This window comes from Micromonospora sp. NPDC002411 (genome assembly GCF_053592955.1).
In genome coordinates this window covers 1-16,277 of the sequence record NZ_JBSFBM010000146.1, presented here as the reverse complement: position 1 = coordinate 16,277, position 16,277 = coordinate 1, and the positions used below count along the sequence as shown (strand labels likewise).

Genomic DNA, 16,277 nt, shown 5'->3' with positions numbered 1-16,277 from the left:
GGCGCTCAGCGTCGTCGCCCAGAGCAGCCGGGCCGGTCGACGGTGGCCGACGCTGGTCGGTGCGGTCCCGCTGGTGGCGGCCGCCGTGATCACCGGCGCGGTGGTGCTCGTCGGGGGCTTGGGCGACGCGTTGCCCCGGCCGACGACGACGCCCACCATCGCGCTGTTCGCCGTGGCGGTGCCGCTCGTAGGCCTCGGCACGGTCCTCGCGGTACGCGCGCTGCCCCGCGTCGACCGGGCCACGCTGACCACCGGCGCCCAGTTCGCCAACGCCGCCTCCACGGCCATGATCCTGCTGGACCCGAGTCTCCTCGCCGGGCTGGTGGAGAGCCGGCGGTGGCGTCGGGTCGGCAAGGTCCGCAGCAGCCGGTTCCGGCCCGGTCCGGGCTGGTGGGCGCTGCTCCAGGCCGACGTACGACGACTGCGCCGCCACCCGAGCGCCGTGCTGATCTGGGCGGCGCTGATCGGGGTGCAGTACGCTGCCGCGCTCGCCATGCCCGGGTTGGCCGGGGCCGCGCAGGTGGTGTTCGCGTACCTCGCCGTCGACCGGCTGACCGGTGGTCTGCGGTCGATCAGCCGCTCACCCGGGCTGCGTCGGGCGCTCGGGGGCAGCGACAACCTGCTGCGCGGCATCCACGTGGTGGTGCCGGCGGTCGGCGCGGCTCTGTGGTGGTTGCTGACAGTGCCGACCGTCGACCCGGGGCCGGCGTGGCTCGCGCCGACGCTGGCGCTCGGGGTGGTGGCCGCCGCGTTCCGGGCCGGCACCCGCCCGCCGATCGACTACGGCGGCGCGACCGTCAACACCCCGTTCGGGATGGTCCCGGTCGACCTGCTGCGTCAGGGCTCACGGGGGCCGGCGCTGCTGGCCGTGCTCGTCCTGGTCCAGCTGTTCCTGGGCTGACCGGCCAGCACCCTCGACCGGCCAGCCCGGGCGCTCAGCCGTCCAGGCGACGGACCATGTTCATGATGGTCTCCACCTGCGCGCCGCCCTTGATCGGGAAGTTGGTCGCGCCGAGGTAGCCCCACCAGTCCCAGCAGCCGTTCGGGTTGCTGAGGCTGGTGCCCGCCTGCGGGTAGAGGACGATCAGGTTGTTGGTGTCGGCGTACTGGTTGAGGTTGGCCCGGTCGACGAAGGCAGTGCCCACCGCGCCGGATCCCTGCGCGCAGCCGTGGAGGGCGACCAGCAGTCGGCACGACTGGCCGGCCGCGCAGGCCGACGGGACGTAGGCGTAGCCGTTGGCGTCCATGCTCAACCCGTTGGCCCAGCCGTTGACAGCGAAGGTGTTCTGGTTGAACCGGACGAGCGTGCCGCCGAGCGCGCCGGTGTTCGGTGCGTTCACCCCGCCGAGCAGTTTGCGCAGCAGCGCGTTCTGCGGGTCGGTGCCGCAGTCGTTGAGGAAGGGCGAGGCGGTCGCCGTGCACCCGAGGGTGCCGTACGGGGTGACCCAGGAGTGACCGGCGGCGGAACCGCTGTCGTACTGCACGCTGGCACCGAAGTGCTGGTAGTAGCGGGCCAGGTCGTCGGTGACGGACTTCTTGACGGTGGTGTCGTTGACGCCGTGGAACACGTACACCGGATCGCCGGACAGGTTGCCGACCGGGTCGACCCAGCCGTACGACGCCCACGTGCGGGTGTAGGCCTGCAGCGCCGTGAGATTCGTCGGGTACACGTTGTCGCCGCAGCCGTAGAGCGCCTGCGCGACGGTGTTCTGGGAGCAGTAGTACGGCCCGGCGGCGAACACGGCCGCGCCGCGGATGCGGGACGAGTAGGCGACGTGCAGTTGCGTGGCCATGTAGCCACCGGAGGAGACACCGGCGACGTAGACGCCGGAGACGTTGTAGGTGCCCAACGACCCGGCGACCGGGGTCTTGGTGGGCGGGGTGGCGGCCTGGGCGGGGGTCGCGGTGGTCAGGGCCAGCAGAAGGACGGCGGCGAGGGTGGTGGCGATCTTCCGCGGTGTGGACATGGGCGCTCCTCGGCAGCGCCGACAGGGGCGTCGACGCGCGCCGAAGCTACCGTGACATAGACCACATCAGATATGAGGGCGGCCGACACGTTCGCCGCCACCGGTGTGGTCCCTCAGGCGGTGTCGCCGGGGGCGAGGTGGCGGTAGCCGGGGATCGTCTCGCCGAACCAGCCGGCGACGCTGGCCAGGCCACGCTCGTTGAGCTGCGCGTCGTGGATCGGGTAGGCCGCGGCGGCACCGACGGCGGCAGCGAACCGGATCGCCTCGTCGAGGCGCAGCCACGACCCCTGGGCCGGGACGAGCACTGTGCGTACCGGCTCGTCCGGCACGTGCAACGAGTCACCGGGGTGGTAGAGCCCGTCACCGACCAGGTAGCCCAGGTTGGGGCAGTCCGGCTGTCCCTCGTGGATCGCCGCGTGCCGGCCGCCGTGGGCACTGACCTCGATGCCGGCCGCCGTGAAGCGTTGCCCCGCGCGGACCCGGGTAACCGGCAGCGGCGCGAGGTCGGGCAGTCGGGCACCCTCCGGGGCGTACACGGGAACGCCCAGACCGGCGAGGCGCAGCACGTCCACGTGGTCGGTGTGCTCGTGGGTGACCAGGACGGCGTCCGCGCCGACCAGGGCACGTGGCTCGCTCCACGTCCCCGGGTCGATCACCAACACCCCGCCGTCGTGCTCGACCCGGACGCAGGCATGGGTGAACCGCGTGATCCGCATCCGGCGACGGTACGCCGCCGGTGTGACGGTTGGGCCGAGCCCGGACGGGTAGTGCGGCACCATGCCCCAGCGATACGAGAACTACCCGAGAATCGCCGTGGTCACCGGCGCGGACTCCGGCATCGGCAAGGCCTGCGCCATCGCCCTGGCCGAGGCGGGCTTCGACATCGGCATCACCTGGTACGGCGACCCCGACGGTGCCGAGCGGACCGCGACCGAGGTCCGCGCCGCCGGTCGTCGCTGCGAGGTCGCCGAGGTGGACCTGCGTCGATTGCCGGGGGCGGCGGCGGTGGTGGACGACCTGACCGATCGGCTGAGCGGCATCGGGGTGCTGGTCAACAACGCCGGCATCGGCGGGTCCGCGCCGTTCGTCGACACCGGGTGGGAGCAGTGGCGCGAGGTGCTCGCCGTCGACCTCGACGCACCGTTCCTGTGCGCGCAGCGGGCCGCCCGACGGATGCGGGACGCCGGCACCGGCGGGCGGATCATCACCATCACCAGCGTGCACGAACACGCGCCCCGGGTGGGCTCGGCCGCCTACTGCGCAGCCAAGGGCGGACTCGGTCTGCTGAACCGCGTGATGGCACAGGAGCTGGCCGCCGACGGGATCACCGTCAACGCGGTCGCCCCGGGCGAGATCGCCACGCCGATGACGGGCCAGGAGGACGTCGACCCGTTCACCCGGGAACGTCCTGGAGTACCGGTGGGGCGGCCGGGCGACGCCCGGGAGGTCGCCGCCGTGGTGGCGTTTCTCGCCTCTCCCGCGGCCAGCTATGTCACCGGGGCCTCCTGGCCGGTGGACGGCGGCATGCTGCTGATGGGCCCGCAGGCGAACAGCCTGACCTCGAACGACTGGCGTTCGGTCTGATCGCCGTCACAGCGGTTCGACCGCCGCCGTGCGCAGGATGTAGACGAACTGGGCGGCGAACGCGACAAGCGCCGCCACCACCCCGGCTGGGATCGCCAGGACGTGCTCGACCCCGGCCAGCCCGGCCAGCAGGGCGACCCCGAGGCCGAGCAGCACCGCGTTCACGGCACCGACCAGAGCGGCAGTGGTGAGTAGGAACTCCCACCACCCACGCTTGATGCCGACCAGCTTCCAGGCCGAGCGCATCGTGCCCTCGTCGGTGACCGCATCGCTGAAGAAGTCGTGCTCGCTGGCGAACCGGTGGTGGTAGTAGGCGCGGATGCGTTGGATCCGCCGCAGGTCCAACGCGTTCTCGACGGTGGTCTCGACAAGCCGCAGGAAGGTCAGCAACCCGACGACGAGCAGGGTCGGGAGCACCGCGCCGAGGTACGGCCGGACCAGCGTCTCGTTGGTGGCCACGAAACCGAGCCCGATCAGGCCTGCCGACAGGACGGACAGGAAGATGGTGGCCCGGCCGGTGGCCTCGGCGATCGTGCCGGCGCGGGCGCTCTCCAACGCGTAGTGCTCGGTGGTCAACGCGCTGAGCAACGCCTGCTCACGTTCACTGTCGTCCACCGCGCCTACCCTCCGTGGTCGCGCCACCCCGTTACCGTCACCCTATGAGGGGTGGAGTCGGTAAGGGCGGCGAAACCGTCGCCCCCGAACGGGACAGCGGCCGACGAAGCCGGCACGTATCGTCCGCGTTTCGGATCGGTGGGCCGGGCCGGCCGACGGCGGAGGGGGATCGGATGCCGGGGTGGGCTGGTCGAGGTGGCCGACAGCGGCGCGCCTTCGGCGTCGGTGGGGCGCTGCTCGGGATCGCCGTCGTGATGCTGCTGGGCGCCTGGCGCAGCACCGGTTTCCTCAGCGACCTGTTGCTCAACCTCGGGGCCAGCGTGGTGCTCGCGGCCATCTCGTACGTCATCTTCGACCCGCTGTTCGAGGAGGCCCGCAAGGCGCGGGTGCAGGAGCACCTGAGCTTCGACCAGCAGGCCTTCGTGACGCGGCTGCACCGCTCCGGCCGCCGCGTCCGCATCCTCGACACCTGGACGATCCTGCTGGAGCAACGGCACCGCGAGGAGACCCTGACCGCGATCCGGGCGGCGCTCGCCAACGGGGCACAGGTGCAGTTGCTCCTGCTCGACCCGGACTGCACCGCCGCCCAGCAGCGCTCCGAGGAGTTGGAGCGGCAGCGGGTGGACGTACCCCGGCAGATCCGCGCCAACCTGCGTCACCTCTCCGCCTTCGCCGACGCCCTCGACAGCCGTCTGCGGCACCGCCTACAGGTCCGGCTCTACGACGCCTCGCCGTCGATCCAGCTCTACCAGTGGGACGGGCGGGCGTTGATCTCGTTCTTCCCGATCGGGAAGTTGTCGTTCAACGTTCCTCAACTGGAAGTCGACATGGACAGCCCGTGGGGCGGGTTCGTGCACGCCCGGTTCGAGGAGCTGTGGGAGCACGACCAGGCCACCCTGAACCTGGAACGGTACTGGTCCGTCACGGTCACCCTGCGCCACGACGACTCGGACGTGGTCGAGGTACGCGTGCCGTACGTGACGGTGGACGGGCAGCACTACGTCGACTGCCGTGACTTCCGGGTGACCGGGCCGCTGACCGTGCGAGCCGTGTTGCCGCCCCGCGCACCCGCGGCGGCACCCGCCGTGTTCGCGCTGGCAGAGCCGGCCGACGGTGACCACACGCCGGCCGAGGTCGTGAAACGGCACTTCGACCAGAAGTACGGGCACGACGACGGCCGCCGGGCTGTCTATCGGCTGGTGCCGCCGCCGGGCGCCTCCCGTATGCCGGAACCCCGGTCCGCGACGGCCGGGGACAACCACGGACGGTGACCCCCGACGGTCAGGTCGGTTCGGTACGCGGAACAATGGAGGCCTCGCCCGCACCAGGAGGACGTCCGCGTGTCACCCAGCCCCGCACCGCCGCCGCAGTCGACGCAGTTACGCGCGGACTGCGGGCGCTGCTTCGGGCTGTGCTGCGTGGTGCCCGCCTTCGCCGCGTCGGCCGACTTCGCCATCGACAAGCCGGCCGGGCAGCCCTGCCCCAACCTGGGCACGGACCACAAGTGCGGCATCCACACCGAGCTGCGGCAACGCGGCTTCCCCGGCTGCACGGTGTTCGACTGCTTCGGCGCCGGGCAGCAGGTCGCGCAGGTCACCTTCGGCGGACGGGACTGGCGGGACGCGCCGGAGACGTTGCCGGCCATGGCGGAGGCGTTCGCCGTGCTGCGACCGCTGCACGAACTGCTCTGGTATCTCGACGCGGCGGTGGCGCTGCACCCGCCGGCCGACCTGCGCGACGAGTTGGCGCATGCCCGCGCCGCGACCGCCGTGCTCACCGCAGATGACGTCTCGCAGCTGCGTGCGGTGGACGTCGCCGCGCACCGGGCCCGGATCAACCCCCTGCTGTCGCGGGCCAGCGACGTGGCCCGCTCCCCCGGCGGCGTCGACCACCGGGGCGCGCACCTGCTCGGCGTCGACCTGCGCCGGGTCGACCTGCGCCGGGCCAACCTGCGCGGGGCGCTGCTGATCGGCGCCGACCTCCGCGACGTCGACCTGGGTCTCGCCGACGTCACCGGGGCGGATCTGCGCGGGGCCGACCTGCGCGGCGCCGACCTGCGCCACACTCTCTTCCTGCACCAGGCGCAACTGGACGCCGCCCGGGGTGACGCGCGTACCAGCCTGCCGGCGACAGTGACCCGGCCGCCGCACTGGACGGCCCTGACTCTCACCCCGGTCCGCCAGCCGTCGCGGGCCGGTGCCCCCGCCCGGCGCGGCCGGCGACGCTGAACCTCCGTCGGTACCGCTGAGCAGCGCGAATCGCGCACCCGGCCACCGCGTGACGACACGCCCACACCGCAAGGTTTCGGCCGGGACGACGCCGGGTAGCCAGCGCCGACGCTGACCGGTATCGACGGGGGGCACGGCGTGGGTTTCCGAAAACGCGACGGTGAGCTGCCGGGCGACCCGCAGCACAGCGAGGACGAGGCCGGCCAGGTGCCGCTGGTGCAGGTCGAGGCGGACACCGAGGTTCCGGCGCCGGCCGACACCGACGTGCGCCCGGACATCGTGACCGAGGACAACAGCTCGGGCATGACCGGCGGCTCGTCGGGCAGCAGCGGCGGTGGGTCCAGCATGCCCGGGCACCCGGACGCGACCCGCTGACGGTCAGCGGCTGGCGAGCGCGGCCCGGGCCTCGGTCATGCCCTTGTTGGCCAGCCCGTCGGCCCGCTCGTTCTCCGGGTGACCGTTGTGTCCCTTGACCCACAGCCAGGTGACCTGGTGCCGCTCGCAGGCCGCCTCCAGCCGCTGCCACAGGTCGGCGTTCTTCACCGGCTGCTTCGCGGCGGTCTGCCAACCGTTGCGCTTCCAGGACGCCAGCCAACTGGTGATGCCGTTGCGCACGTAGGTGCTGTCGGTGTGCAGCTCCACGGTGACCGGCCGGTTCAGGCTCTCCAACGCCTGGATGGCCGCCATCAGCTCCATCCGGTTGTTGGTGGTCGGCGTGGCCTCGCCGCCGCACAGCTCCCGCTCGTGGTCGCCGTAGCGCAGCAGGGCGCCCCAACCGCCCGGCCCGGGGTTGCCACTGCACGCCCCGTCGGTCCAGATCTGCACGCCCCTGCCGGCCGCCGCGTCCACCATGCCCGGCAACCTACCGCGCGGTGACGTCGTCCTCGCTGTCCGGGGGCCCGGGCGCGCCGGGACGTCATGCCCCACCTGCGGGGCAGCTCGACAGGCTCCGGCACAGGCGACGCCGGTGGGCCCGGCGGAGCCCTATCCGCCGCTGGGCTCCGCGCCGACCACGGCGGGCGGGACGGCCGGCGCGGGTCGGGTGGGCCGCAGCCGATCGCGGACGCGGTGCGCCGCGTCGCCGGCGGTGGCGGCGATCATCGGGAGCAGCCGGGTGGAGTTCATGATGGCGACCTCCTCGGCCGGGGTGGTCACACCGTCGAGGAAGCGCAGCACCCGCTCGGCGGGGTTGCGGTCGAAGAGCCGGTCGAAGAAGTCCGGGCCACCGACCCCGCCCCGGTCCAACGCCCGCAACGCCACCGCGTCCATCCAGCGGTGTCGGCGGGGGTACGCCGCCTGGGGCACCGGCGGTCGCCCCGCCGCGAGGGCGCGGGCCACCTGGTCGGCCTGGCGGTACATGGCGGAGAAGGTGAAGCCGGTGGAGGGGCGGGTCGCGCCGCCGGCGGTACCGAGTCGGATCACCCGGGGCGAGGGCCGGGCGGGAAACGGCGCGTCGGTCATCGGGATCACGCCGTTCTCCACCTCGCGTACCCGCAGTCCGGCCGGGTCCAGCCCGAGCAGGTCCCGGTAGGCGGCCAGCGCCGCGTCGTACCCGGCGTCGGTGAGCAGGTCGGGCGAGAACTCGGTGTACTCGACCAGGGCGTAGCGGTCGCTCACCGGCAACACGTACCCGAAGGAGACGCCCCGGGGCGGCTGCGGGGTACGGAAGTCCATCAGCACCGCGCGCGCCGGGTCGAAGACGGGACGGTCGGCCTCCAGCCACCAGCCGCGGAAGTGCTGCAGCCAGGTGGTCCGTCCGGCGCGCGCCGGTGGGCGGGGGCGCGAGTCGAGCACCCATCCGGCCCGGACGGTCTGCCCGTCGCCGGTGCGTACCCGCACCCGCGTGCCGTCGTCGGTCACCGTGTCGGCGGGCGCGACGATCCGGGTGGCGTCGAGCCGGCGCTCGGCCGCGGCAGCCCGGTCGTAGACCGGGCCGGAGCGGAGCATGGTGTACCGCAGCGGGGTCAGGTCCAGGACGCGGCGTCGCGCCGCGGTCGCCACCTCAACCTGTTGCCAGCTCGCGCTGAGCAGCGGGTCCAGGTCGGTGCCCGGGTGGCCCCAGAACGCCCAGGTGCGGTCCTGACCGCGCCGGCGGACGGGGTCGACGACGGCGATGCGCAGGTCGTGGACGCCGTGCCGGTCCAGCGCGGCGAGCAGCAAGGACGCCGCGCCGCCGCCGCCGAGTAGCGCGAGGTCGACGTCCAGCGGCGCGGATTCGGTCACCCGCCCCACGCTGCCACATCGCTGAGCGGACGGTCACGCCGCTCCGGCCGGCGCGCGGTGCGACGCTTGACGGGCAACCATTCGGTTGCCTATCGTCATTGGCAACCAGACGGTTGCCTGTTGGGGGAGGGTCGGTGGACGAGGCGTTCCGGGCGCTGGCCGACCCCAGCCGACGTCAGCTGCTCGACCGGCTCAACGTGCGCAACGGCCAGACCCTGCGGGAGCTCTGCGACGGGCTGGCGACGACCCGGCAGGCGGTCAGCAAGCACCTCTCGGTCCTGGAGGCGGCCAACCTCGTCACGAGCGTGCGGCGAGGCCGGGAAAAGGTGCACTACCTCAACGCTGCCCCGATCAACGCCATCGCCGACCGGTGGCTCAGCCGCTACGACCGCGAGCGCGCCGCCACCCTCGCCGACCTGACCACCGCATTGGAGCGACAACCCATGGAGAGCCCGACCTTCGCCTACACGACGTACGTCACGACGACTCCGCAGCGACTGTGGGCCGCACTCATCGAACCGGCGTTCACCCGTCGCTACTGGGGTGGGATCGCGCTCGTGTCGGACTGGCAGGTCGGGTCACCAGTGTTGTGGCAGGACGCGCCCGGCGACGAGCCCCGCGATCTCGGCCAGCGGGTGCTGGCCGCGGAGCCGTACCGTCGCCTCTCCTACAGCTGGCACGGCTTCCAACCGGAGCACGCCGAGCACTTCGGCTGGTCCGCCGAGGAGTTGGCCGCCCGACTCGGCGAGCGTCGGTCGACAGTGACGTTCGAGATCGAGCCGCACGGCCCGGCGGCTGTCCGGCTGACCGTGATCCACGCAGACTTTTCCCCCGACAGCGAGATGCACCGGGCGATCAGCGGCCAACTCGACGGCAGTGGAGGCTGGCCGGAGCTGCTGGCCAGCCTAAAGACGCTCCTCGAAACCGGCGAGCCGATGCCCGAGCCGACCCCGGCCGGCTGACCGGACGCCCAGCCGGCGTATTTCTGTAGATACCTCGCCATCGACCCAGCCGCGACAGCCCGACATCGACCGGAGGACCGGCGCTGCTCGGGCCGTCCGGGCCTTTGCGCAGCTCTCCCCGCCTTCGGGTGGACACGTGACGGCAACGAGGAATTCTCATTTTCACCTGATCGTGGGCCCAACCCACCTAGTGTTGGGCACACCGGTGCTAGTCACGGAGTTGGCCACCCGAACGACGTCCCACGCAGTCAGCGGACGAAAAGTGAGGGAAGACGCGTATGAAGGTCTCAACAGCACTCTGCTCGGCGGCGCTCGGCGTGGGCCTCGGCACACTCCTGCTGCCAGGCGCCGCACTGGCCGACACCACGGTGTCACCGGCCACCACCCCGGTCGGAGGGACCGTCGTGCTCACCGCGACGACCTGCAACCCGAAGTCGGGTGACGCCCTGTTCCGGGTCACCGGCCCCAACCGCGACCAGAACGTCAGGTCCACGACGGCCGCCGCCGGCGGTGGGCTGAGCGCCGAACTCTTCACCGCCGGGTTCACCCTGGGCACGTACACGGTGGCCGCGACCTGCGGCGACGGCAGTTCGGCAGGCAGCGCGACGTTCACCGTCACCCCGATCGGCGGCGCGCCCGCCGGCTCCGGCGGCGACAGCCGCGACAACGGCGCTCTGGCCGCCGGAGGCACGCTGCTCGGCACCGCCCTGGCCGGCGCGGTGATCCTGGTCCGCCGGCGCCGCCCGGTGTCCACTGTCGCCTGACCGGCGGCTGTTCCATCCCTGAGGACGGGTGCCCGCGCCGGCGACACCGGCGCGGGCATCCCGACGATCCCAACGGAGGTGCCCACGTGTGGTGGCGGCGGACCCTACCGGCGGCGGTCGCCCTGCTCGCCGTGAGCGGGCTGGGGCTGATCACGGTCGGCCTCACCGCCGACCCGGCGACGCCGCCACGACCGCCCGCCGACGCGCCACGACGCACCGAGCCGGCACCGGACCTGGTGCCGCTCCCGCGCGCCGCGCCGGTCCTGGTGCAGATCACCGCCATCGGCGTACGCGCAGAGGTCGTCCCCGTCGGGGCCGACGCGGCCGGGGTACTGGAGGTGCCACCACTGGACCGGCCCACCCTCGCCGGCTGGTACCGGCACGGGGTGAGCCCTGGTGAGATGGGCAACGCCGTCCTGGTCGGACACGTCGACTCACCGGCCGGCCCGGCGGTCTTCTTCGACCTCGGGCGGCTGCGCGCCGGCGAGCAGATCCAGGTCACCCGGGCCGACACGCAGGTCGCCACGTTCACAGTGGACGACGTGCGGGCGTACCCCAAGGAGCACTTTCCGACCACGCTCGTCTACGGCCCGGCGGACACCGCCGCGCTGCGCCTGATCACCTGCGGCGGCCGGTTCGACGCCGCGACCGGCAACTACGTCGACAACGTCGTCGTCTTCGCCACCCGCACCTCCTGAGCCGCGCCCCGCTGTCGTACGCCGGACCGTGCTCGGCACAATGCGGTGGCACCATCCCTGATCGAGACGGTGCGTCGGCGACGGGGGGCACACGGTGGATCAGCGAGCGACACGGGACCGGGCCGGTCGAGGCGTACGCGCCCTGGCCCGTCGACTGCTCGGCCGGATCGAGAGCGACATCCCGACCCCTCGCCGGTCCAACCCGGACGCGGTGGTCGACTGCGCCGTCTACGTCAACGGTCGACGCCAGCCCGGCCGACCGCACTACGCCGACGCGTACGCCCGCGTCCAGCACGCCCGTGACTCCTTCGTCTGGTTGGGGTTGCACGACCCGGGTCCGGCAGTCCTCGCCGCGGTCGGCCGCACCTTCGGCCTGGACGAGCTGACCGTCGAACAGGCCCTCGCCGACGGGCATCGACCCACTGTGCAGCGCCACGGGCCGGTCACGCTGCTGGTGCTGCGCACCGCCGGGTACGTGGAACACGACGAGCTGACCGACACCTCCGAGGTGATCGACACCGGGGACGTGATGGTGCTGCTCGGGGACCGGTTCGCCATCACCGTGCGGCACGGCGCCGCCGGGGCGCTCCGCAGCGTCCGCGCCGGTATCGAGGGCCGCCCCGCCCTGCTGGCCGCCGGTCCGTGGGCGGTGGCGTACGCGGTCTGCGCCCGGATGGTCGACTCCTACCTGGAGGTGGCCGGGCACGTCGAGCGGGACCTGGAACGGGTCGAGGAGGCGGTGTTCGCCCGCGACCGTACGGCCGACATCCAGCACATCTACCAGCTCAAACGGGAGGTGGTCGAGTTCAAGAGGGCGGTCCTGCCGTTGCAGGCGCCCCTGCGTACGCTGCTCGACCCCGACGGCGCGCCCCGTGCCCTGCACCGCTGGTTCGTCGACGTGGACGGTCGGTTGAGCCGGGCGGTGGATCGGGTGGCCGCGTACGACGACCTGCTCACCTCGATCGTCCAGTCACGGCTGGCGCAGCTCGCCGTGGAGCAGAACAACGACATGCGCAAGATCGCGGCGTGGGCGGCCATCGCGGCCACCCAGACCGGCATCGCCGGCATCTACGGCATGAACTTCGACCACATGCCCGAGCTGGCCTGGCGCTACGGGTACGCCGGCGCTCTCGCCCTGATGGCGGTCGCCGCCCTGGCCCTGTACCGCCTGTTCCGCCGCTCCGGCTGGCTGTGAGGCCGCTTGTTCAGCGGTGCGCGGAGAGGAACGCGCGAATGCGGTCACGGGGCTTGTCGGTCAACTCCGGGCCGTGGGTGAAGGCGGCGAGGTCGTACTCCAACTCGCCGAACACGTGGGCGGTCTGCTGGGTCATCTGGAAGTTGCTGCACAGCACCTTCGGCGAATAGCGGACCCCGAGAATGTTGAACAGCGCGTCCCCGGTGATCAACAGTCGGGTCGGTTCGTGCAGCAGCGACACGTGACCCGGCGAGTGGCCGGGGGTGTGCACCACCCGCAGGCCACCACCGACGTCGAGCACGTCACCGTCGGCCAGCGGCTGCGCCACCCGCACCGCCGGAAACCGGCCGCTGTTGAGCCGGGCGAAGAGCCGCCCGCCGGTCACCGTCGGGTCGCTGACCGGCGCGCGGCCCTCCTCGGCGTACGGAACGTCGCCGACGTGCGCTGCCACCGGGGCACCCGTACGCCGCGACATCTCCGCCGCGCCACCCGCGTGGTCGGGGTGTGCGTGGGTCAACACGATCCGGGTGACGTCGGCGGGCACCTTGCCGATCGCCGCCAGCCCGCGCACGATCCGGGCCGGTGCCTTGGCCAGCCCGCAGTCGACGAGCGTGACGCTGCCGTCGTCGTCGACGAACGCGTACGAGTTGACTGCCGAACGGCCCACAGTCGGGATGCGCCAGACGTTCGGGGCGAGCGGCACGGCGGGCGATCGCGTCATGCCGAGAGTCTAGGAACGGTCGTCAACCGGCCCGGGTCACCTTCGGGCGGTACGGCCGGTACGGCAGGATGGCGAGGTGGGTAAGGCACGCCGACGGGCGAACACGACGACGGGACGGGCCTGCCCGTGCGGCTCCGGGCAGGCGTACGCGGACTGCTGCGCTCCGGCGCACGGCGGCGACAAGCCAGCGCCCACGGCCGAGGCGTTGATGCGCTCCCGGTTCAGCGCCTTCGCCCTCGGCGACACCGGCTACCTGTTGCGCAGCTGGCACTCGTCGACCCGGCCCGCGTCGCTGGAGCTTGACCCGGGGCAGCGGTGGACCCGACTGGAGATCGTCGACACCGAGCGGGGCGGTCTGCTCGACACCGCCGGCACGGTGACCTTCCACGCCCATTACCGCGACGCGGGGCAACCCGGCACCTTGACCGAGCACAGCCGATTCGTCCGCGAGGAAGGCCGATGGGTCTACCTCGACGGTGACCAGCCCTGACCGCCGATCTGGCGTAGGATGAGGTCGGCGTCGTCCTACGCCGCACCTCCCTCCCGGCGCTCACGCCGCCGGCAACGCGGAGGCAAGGGGGGCCCGGAGCCCTCGGGACGTGGTGCCACATGCCCCACTCCGGCGGGGTCGGCGGGAGCGTGAGTCCCGGTGACCGTGCCGTTGACCGGGAGCATGTGATGACCAACCAGAGATCGTTCAAGGCCCGGGTCCGGACCCGGATGGAGAAGACCGGCGAGAGTTACACCACGGCCCGCCGGCACCTGATCAATCGGGTCACGGAGCCGGATGCGCCGTCGGCTGCGGAGCCCACCGCCGCGTCCCCTTCAGCGCAGACCGAACCCACCACCGCACCCTCTCCCGCGGCCGCCGCCGCGCAGACCGAGCGGATCGCCGAGGACCTGATCCGCGCCCGGACCGGCCGCGGCTGGGACGGATGGTTCGCCCTGCTCGACGCCGCGTCCGCCAGCGAGTGGACGCACACCCGGACCGCCCGTCACCTGGTCACCGAACACGAGGTGCCGGGCTGGTGGGCACAGACCATCACCGTCGGGTACGAGCAGGCACGCGGCCTGCGCGCGCCGGGTCAACGACGCGGCGGTGGCTTCGAGGCCAGCGCGAGCCGGACGGTGGCCGCGCCGGCGGTGCGACTGTTCGAGGCGTTCGCCGACGAGACGGCACGCGCCCGCTGGCTGCCCGACGTCGAGGTACGTGTCCGTACCGCCACCGCGCCGCGCAGTTTCCGGGCCGACTGGGCCGGTGGCCCCACCAGGATCGTCGTCGGCATTGACGCCGTCGGCGAGTCAAAGGCCCGGGTCAACGTCCTGCACGAGAAGCTGACCGGAGCTGAGCAGGCCGCGGAGCTGAAGGCGTACTGGCGCGAGCGGCTCGCCGCGTTGAAGGTGCTGCTCGAAACGAACGGAGACCACTGATGAGCATGACCTTCATCAACCTGCCGGTGCGCGACCTGACCACCGCTGCCGAGTTCTACCGAGCGCTCGGTTTCGCCAGCGACCAGGCCGAGCCGGACGGCGGCACCAGGGTGCTCACCGTCTCCGAGAGCACCAGGCTGGTGCTGCACCTCCGCTCGGGCTTCGAGTCGTACACCGGGGTCGCCGTCACCGACACGCAGACCAGCCGGGAGGTCGTCGTCGGGCTGTCGGCGCCGAGCCGGGAGCGGGTCGACGAGCTGGTCGACCTGGCGGCGGTCGCCGGTGGGGAGTCTCTCGGGCCGGGGATGACCAACGGGCCGATGTACATGCGCGGTTTCCGGGACCTCGACGGCCACCAGTGGTCGTTCCTCCACATGGCCGGTTGACCGCGCAACCCGGCGGCGGCCGGAGGAGGACGCCGCCGGGCCCCGGTCAGTCCGGGCCGCGCGTCACCGCTGCGGCGACGCCGGTGGGCACGGCAGTCCGTCGTCGGCGGCGGGTCACCAGCACCAGCGCCACCACGAGGTACGCCGCGGCGGTCAGCGCGAACGCCACCGCGTTGCCGGCCACCGTGGCGAGCAGGCCATAGCCGGCGTACGTCACGATGATCAACATGTCGGTGGCCATTCCGGCCAGTGACGTGACGGTGGCGCGGCTGCCGCCGCTGATCCGGCCCTGGAGCCGCGCGTCGGCCAGCACGGTGGCCAGTTGGGCAGCGCCGAACGCGACCGCGAGCAGCGCGAACCCCGCCGGGTGTCGGAGCAGGGCACCCCCGGCCAGCCCGACACCGACCAGACCCAGCAGTGCGGCGTAACCCCGACTGCCCCACCGCTCCCCCACCGGGGCGAGCAGTCCGCCGACCGTCACCCCGGCCCAGAGCAGCAGGAGCAGCAACGGCACGGCCTGCGCGCCGACACCGGTGTCCAGGGCCAGCAGCGGGGTGTACTCGTCCAGGGCACCCCAGTCCGCGGCGATCACGGCGACCAGCAGGACTGCGGCCCGTACCGGCGGACGGGTGCGGACCTGGGCCACCCCGGCCCGCAACGTCTCCCACCACCCCAGGTCGTCATCGTCGTCCGGCCCGGCCGCGTCGGGTGCTGGGCGGTGCTCCGGGAACCGGGCGGCGACCGCCGCGGCGAGCAGACAGGCGAGCACGCTGGCGGCGCCCACCGCCGGGTAGCCGCCGGCGGCGAGCACCGGGCCGGCGAGCACGCCGGAGAGCACCACGCCCAGCACGCCGGCTGTCCGAGAGCGTCCGAGCACCCGGGCGTACCTGTCGACAGCGCCGAGCCGGTCCAGTTCGGTCCAGACCAGCGCCTCCAGCGCGCCGGAGACCAACGCTCCCCCCGCTCCCCAGAGTAGGAACCCGAGAGCGAACGCCGGGTACGAGGGCACCAGCACCCAGAGCGCGAACCCGGCGGCGCTCACCAGCGGGGCGAGGCACAACAGCAGTCGGCGGGACACCACGTCGGCCCACGCGCCGGACGGCACCTCGAACAGGATGCCGGCGGCCGACCAGATGACGAAGAGCGACGAGATCTGCCCGACGGACAGCCCGGTGTCGGCGAAGAACACCACGTACAGCGGGTAGAGCAGGACAAGGTCGCTGAGGAACGCGTACCCGTAGAGGGTGGCCGTCAGCCGGCGGACCGCCGGCTCGGGCACGCGCGAGGCGATGTGGATCATGGGGCCTTCCCGTGGGAGTGGAGACGGACACCGGATGTGCGGTGCCCGCGGTGGCCCACGGGATCGGCCTACGCGGCGGGATCAATGTCGCCAGGTCATGCCCGGATGCTAGCCGCGCCCCGTCATGCTCGCCAGCGCTTTCGGCGTGCCGGACAACGTGCGGCGGGGTGGGATCCCGAAGGATACCACCCCCCCCGGGACGG

19 protein-coding genes are annotated in these 16,277 nt (G+C 72.7%); 12 read left to right on the top strand and 7 right to left on the bottom strand.

Annotated elements, in window-relative coordinates; all coding sequences use genetic code 11:
- On the top strand, positions 1-901 hold a 901-nt coding region (locus ACWCO3_RS18535; RefSeq protein WP_450011112.1), incomplete at its 5' end, for a DUF6297 family protein.
- Between the two features lie 34 nt (positions 902-935).
- On the opposite strand, the gene ACWCO3_RS18530 is transcribed toward ACWCO3_RS18535, so the two are convergent.
- Complete coding sequence (locus ACWCO3_RS18530; protein ID WP_358168063.1) at positions 936-1,967, bottom strand: extracellular catalytic domain type 2 short-chain-length polyhydroxyalkanoate depolymerase; 1,032 nt, start codon at positions 1,965-1,967, stop codon at positions 936-938.
- A gap of 113 nt (positions 1,968-2,080) precedes the next feature.
- Positions 2,081-2,683: an MBL fold metallo-hydrolase gene (locus ACWCO3_RS18525; RefSeq protein ID WP_145782614.1), complete on the bottom strand. Its 603-nt coding sequence runs from the start codon at positions 2,681-2,683 to the stop codon at positions 2,081-2,083.
- A gap of 61 nt (positions 2,684-2,744) precedes the next feature.
- Between ACWCO3_RS18525 and ACWCO3_RS18520 the strand changes: the two genes are divergently transcribed.
- Complete coding sequence (locus ACWCO3_RS18520; RefSeq protein ID WP_450011110.1) at positions 2,745-3,551, top strand: SDR family oxidoreductase; 807 nt, start codon at positions 2,745-2,747, stop codon at positions 3,549-3,551.
- Positions 3,552-3,557: 6 nt separating this feature from the next.
- Here ACWCO3_RS18520 and ACWCO3_RS18515 read toward each other — a convergent pair whose 3' ends face one another.
- Entirely contained in the window at positions 3,558-4,166 is a 609-nt protein-coding gene (locus ACWCO3_RS18515; RefSeq protein WP_145782618.1) for a hypothetical protein, read from the bottom strand.
- A 173-nt stretch (positions 4,167-4,339) separates the two neighbouring features.
- Between ACWCO3_RS18515 and ACWCO3_RS18510 the strand changes: the two genes are divergently transcribed.
- From ACWCO3_RS18510 to ACWCO3_RS18500, 3 genes are all read left to right on the top strand, one after another.
- Positions 4,340-5,437, top strand: coding sequence for a DUF5919 domain-containing protein (locus ACWCO3_RS18510; RefSeq protein WP_358168065.1), 1,098 nt, complete (start codon positions 4,340-4,342; stop codon positions 5,435-5,437).
- Positions 5,438-5,506: 69 nt separating this feature from the next.
- Positions 5,507-6,394 (top strand): pentapeptide repeat-containing protein, encoded by an 888-nt coding sequence (locus tag ACWCO3_RS18505; protein WP_450011107.1) that lies wholly within the window; start codon positions 5,507-5,509, stop codon positions 6,392-6,394.
- 138 nt (positions 6,395-6,532) lie between these two features.
- Entirely contained in the window at positions 6,533-6,769 is a 237-nt protein-coding gene (locus ACWCO3_RS18500; protein WP_088989852.1) for a preprotein translocase YidC, read from the top strand.
- A gap of 3 nt (positions 6,770-6,772) precedes the next feature.
- Here ACWCO3_RS18500 and rnhA read toward each other — a convergent pair whose 3' ends face one another.
- Together rnhA and ACWCO3_RS18490 are read right to left on the bottom strand one after the other, a co-directional pair.
- Positions 6,773-7,246 (bottom strand): ribonuclease HI, encoded by a 474-nt coding sequence (rnhA, locus tag ACWCO3_RS18495; RefSeq protein WP_145782626.1) that lies wholly within the window; start codon positions 7,244-7,246, stop codon positions 6,773-6,775.
- 132 nt (positions 7,247-7,378) lie between these two features.
- Complete coding sequence (locus tag ACWCO3_RS18490; protein WP_450011104.1) at positions 7,379-8,617, bottom strand: lycopene cyclase family protein; 1,239 nt, start codon at positions 8,615-8,617, stop codon at positions 7,379-7,381.
- Positions 8,618-8,751: 134 nt separating this feature from the next.
- Between ACWCO3_RS18490 and ACWCO3_RS18485 the strand changes: the two genes are divergently transcribed.
- From ACWCO3_RS18485 to ACWCO3_RS18470, 4 genes are all read left to right on the top strand, one after another.
- Positions 8,752-9,579: an ArsR/SmtB family transcription factor gene (locus ACWCO3_RS18485; RefSeq protein ID WP_145782631.1), complete on the top strand. Its 828-nt coding sequence runs from the start codon at positions 8,752-8,754 to the stop codon at positions 9,577-9,579.
- Positions 9,580-9,857: 278 nt separating this feature from the next.
- On the top strand, positions 9,858-10,343 hold the full coding sequence (locus ACWCO3_RS18480; protein ID WP_145782633.1) for a hypothetical protein: 486 nt from the start codon (positions 9,858-9,860) through the stop codon (positions 10,341-10,343).
- An 86-nt stretch (positions 10,344-10,429) separates the two neighbouring features.
- Complete coding sequence (locus tag ACWCO3_RS18475) at positions 10,430-11,041, top strand: class F sortase (protein ID WP_145782634.1); 612 nt, start codon at positions 10,430-10,432, stop codon at positions 11,039-11,041.
- 94 nt (positions 11,042-11,135) lie between these two features.
- Positions 11,136-12,236, top strand: a complete 1,101-nt coding sequence (locus ACWCO3_RS18470) for a magnesium and cobalt transport protein CorA (RefSeq protein ID WP_450011101.1) — start codon at positions 11,136-11,138, stop codon at positions 12,234-12,236.
- 10 nt (positions 12,237-12,246) lie between these two features.
- Here the strand turns inward: ACWCO3_RS18470 and ACWCO3_RS18465 are convergent, their stop codons facing one another.
- Positions 12,247-12,957 (bottom strand): MBL fold metallo-hydrolase, encoded by a 711-nt coding sequence (locus tag ACWCO3_RS18465; RefSeq protein ID WP_145782638.1) that lies wholly within the window; start codon positions 12,955-12,957, stop codon positions 12,247-12,249.
- Between the two features lie 76 nt (positions 12,958-13,033).
- Between ACWCO3_RS18465 and ACWCO3_RS18460 the strand changes: the two genes are divergently transcribed.
- The 3 genes from ACWCO3_RS18460 (at position 13,034) to ACWCO3_RS18450 (ending at position 14,774) form a co-directional block, all read left to right on the top strand.
- Complete coding sequence (locus ACWCO3_RS18460; protein WP_358078040.1) at positions 13,034-13,447, top strand: YchJ family protein; 414 nt, start codon at positions 13,034-13,036, stop codon at positions 13,445-13,447.
- Between the two features lie 188 nt (positions 13,448-13,635).
- On the top strand, positions 13,636-14,388 hold the full coding sequence (locus tag ACWCO3_RS18455; protein ID WP_450011098.1) for a hypothetical protein: 753 nt from the start codon (positions 13,636-13,638) through the stop codon (positions 14,386-14,388).
- Positions 14,388-14,774, top strand: a complete 387-nt coding sequence (locus ACWCO3_RS18450) for a VOC family protein (RefSeq protein ID WP_450011096.1) — start codon at positions 14,388-14,390, stop codon at positions 14,772-14,774. Before ACWCO3_RS18455 ends, ACWCO3_RS18450 begins: the two co-directional genes overlap by 1 nt.
- A 46-nt stretch (positions 14,775-14,820) precedes the next feature.
- On the opposite strand, the gene ACWCO3_RS18445 is transcribed toward ACWCO3_RS18450, so the two are convergent.
- Positions 14,821-16,074, bottom strand: coding sequence for an MFS transporter (locus ACWCO3_RS18445; RefSeq protein ID WP_450011094.1), 1,254 nt, complete (start codon positions 16,072-16,074; stop codon positions 14,821-14,823).
- Between the last annotated feature and the right edge of the window lie 203 nt (positions 16,075-16,277).

Coding starts and splice junctions, on each gene's coding strand:
- ACWCO3_RS18530 (WP_358168063.1), bottom strand. CDS start 1,967: ATGTCCACACCGCGGAAGATCGCCACCACCCTCGCCGCCGTCCTTCTG.
- ACWCO3_RS18525 (WP_145782614.1), bottom strand. CDS start 2,683: ATGCGGATCACGCGGTTCACCCATGCCTGCGTCCGGGTCGAGCACGAC.
- ACWCO3_RS18520 (WP_450011110.1), top strand. CDS start 2,745: ATGCCCCAGCGATACGAGAACTACCCGAGAATCGCCGTGGTCACCGGC.
- ACWCO3_RS18510 (WP_358168065.1), top strand. CDS start 4,340: ATGCCGGGGTGGGCTGGTCGAGGTGGCCGACAGCGGCGCGCCTTCGGC.
- rnhA (WP_145782626.1), bottom strand. CDS start 7,246: ATGGTGGACGCGGCGGCCGGCAGGGGCGTGCAGATCTGGACCGACGGG.
- ACWCO3_RS18480 (WP_145782633.1), top strand. CDS start 9,858: ATGAAGGTCTCAACAGCACTCTGCTCGGCGGCGCTCGGCGTGGGCCTC.
- ACWCO3_RS18465 (WP_145782638.1), bottom strand. CDS start 12,957: ATGACGCGATCGCCCGCCGTGCCGCTCGCCCCGAACGTCTGGCGCATC.
- ACWCO3_RS18455 (WP_450011098.1), top strand. CDS start 13,636: ATGACCAACCAGAGATCGTTCAAGGCCCGGGTCCGGACCCGGATGGAG.
- ACWCO3_RS18450 (WP_450011096.1), top strand. CDS start 14,388: ATGAGCATGACCTTCATCAACCTGCCGGTGCGCGACCTGACCACCGCT.
- ACWCO3_RS18445 (WP_450011094.1), bottom strand. CDS start 16,074: ATGATCCACATCGCCTCGCGCGTGCCCGAGCCGGCGGTCCGCCGGCTG.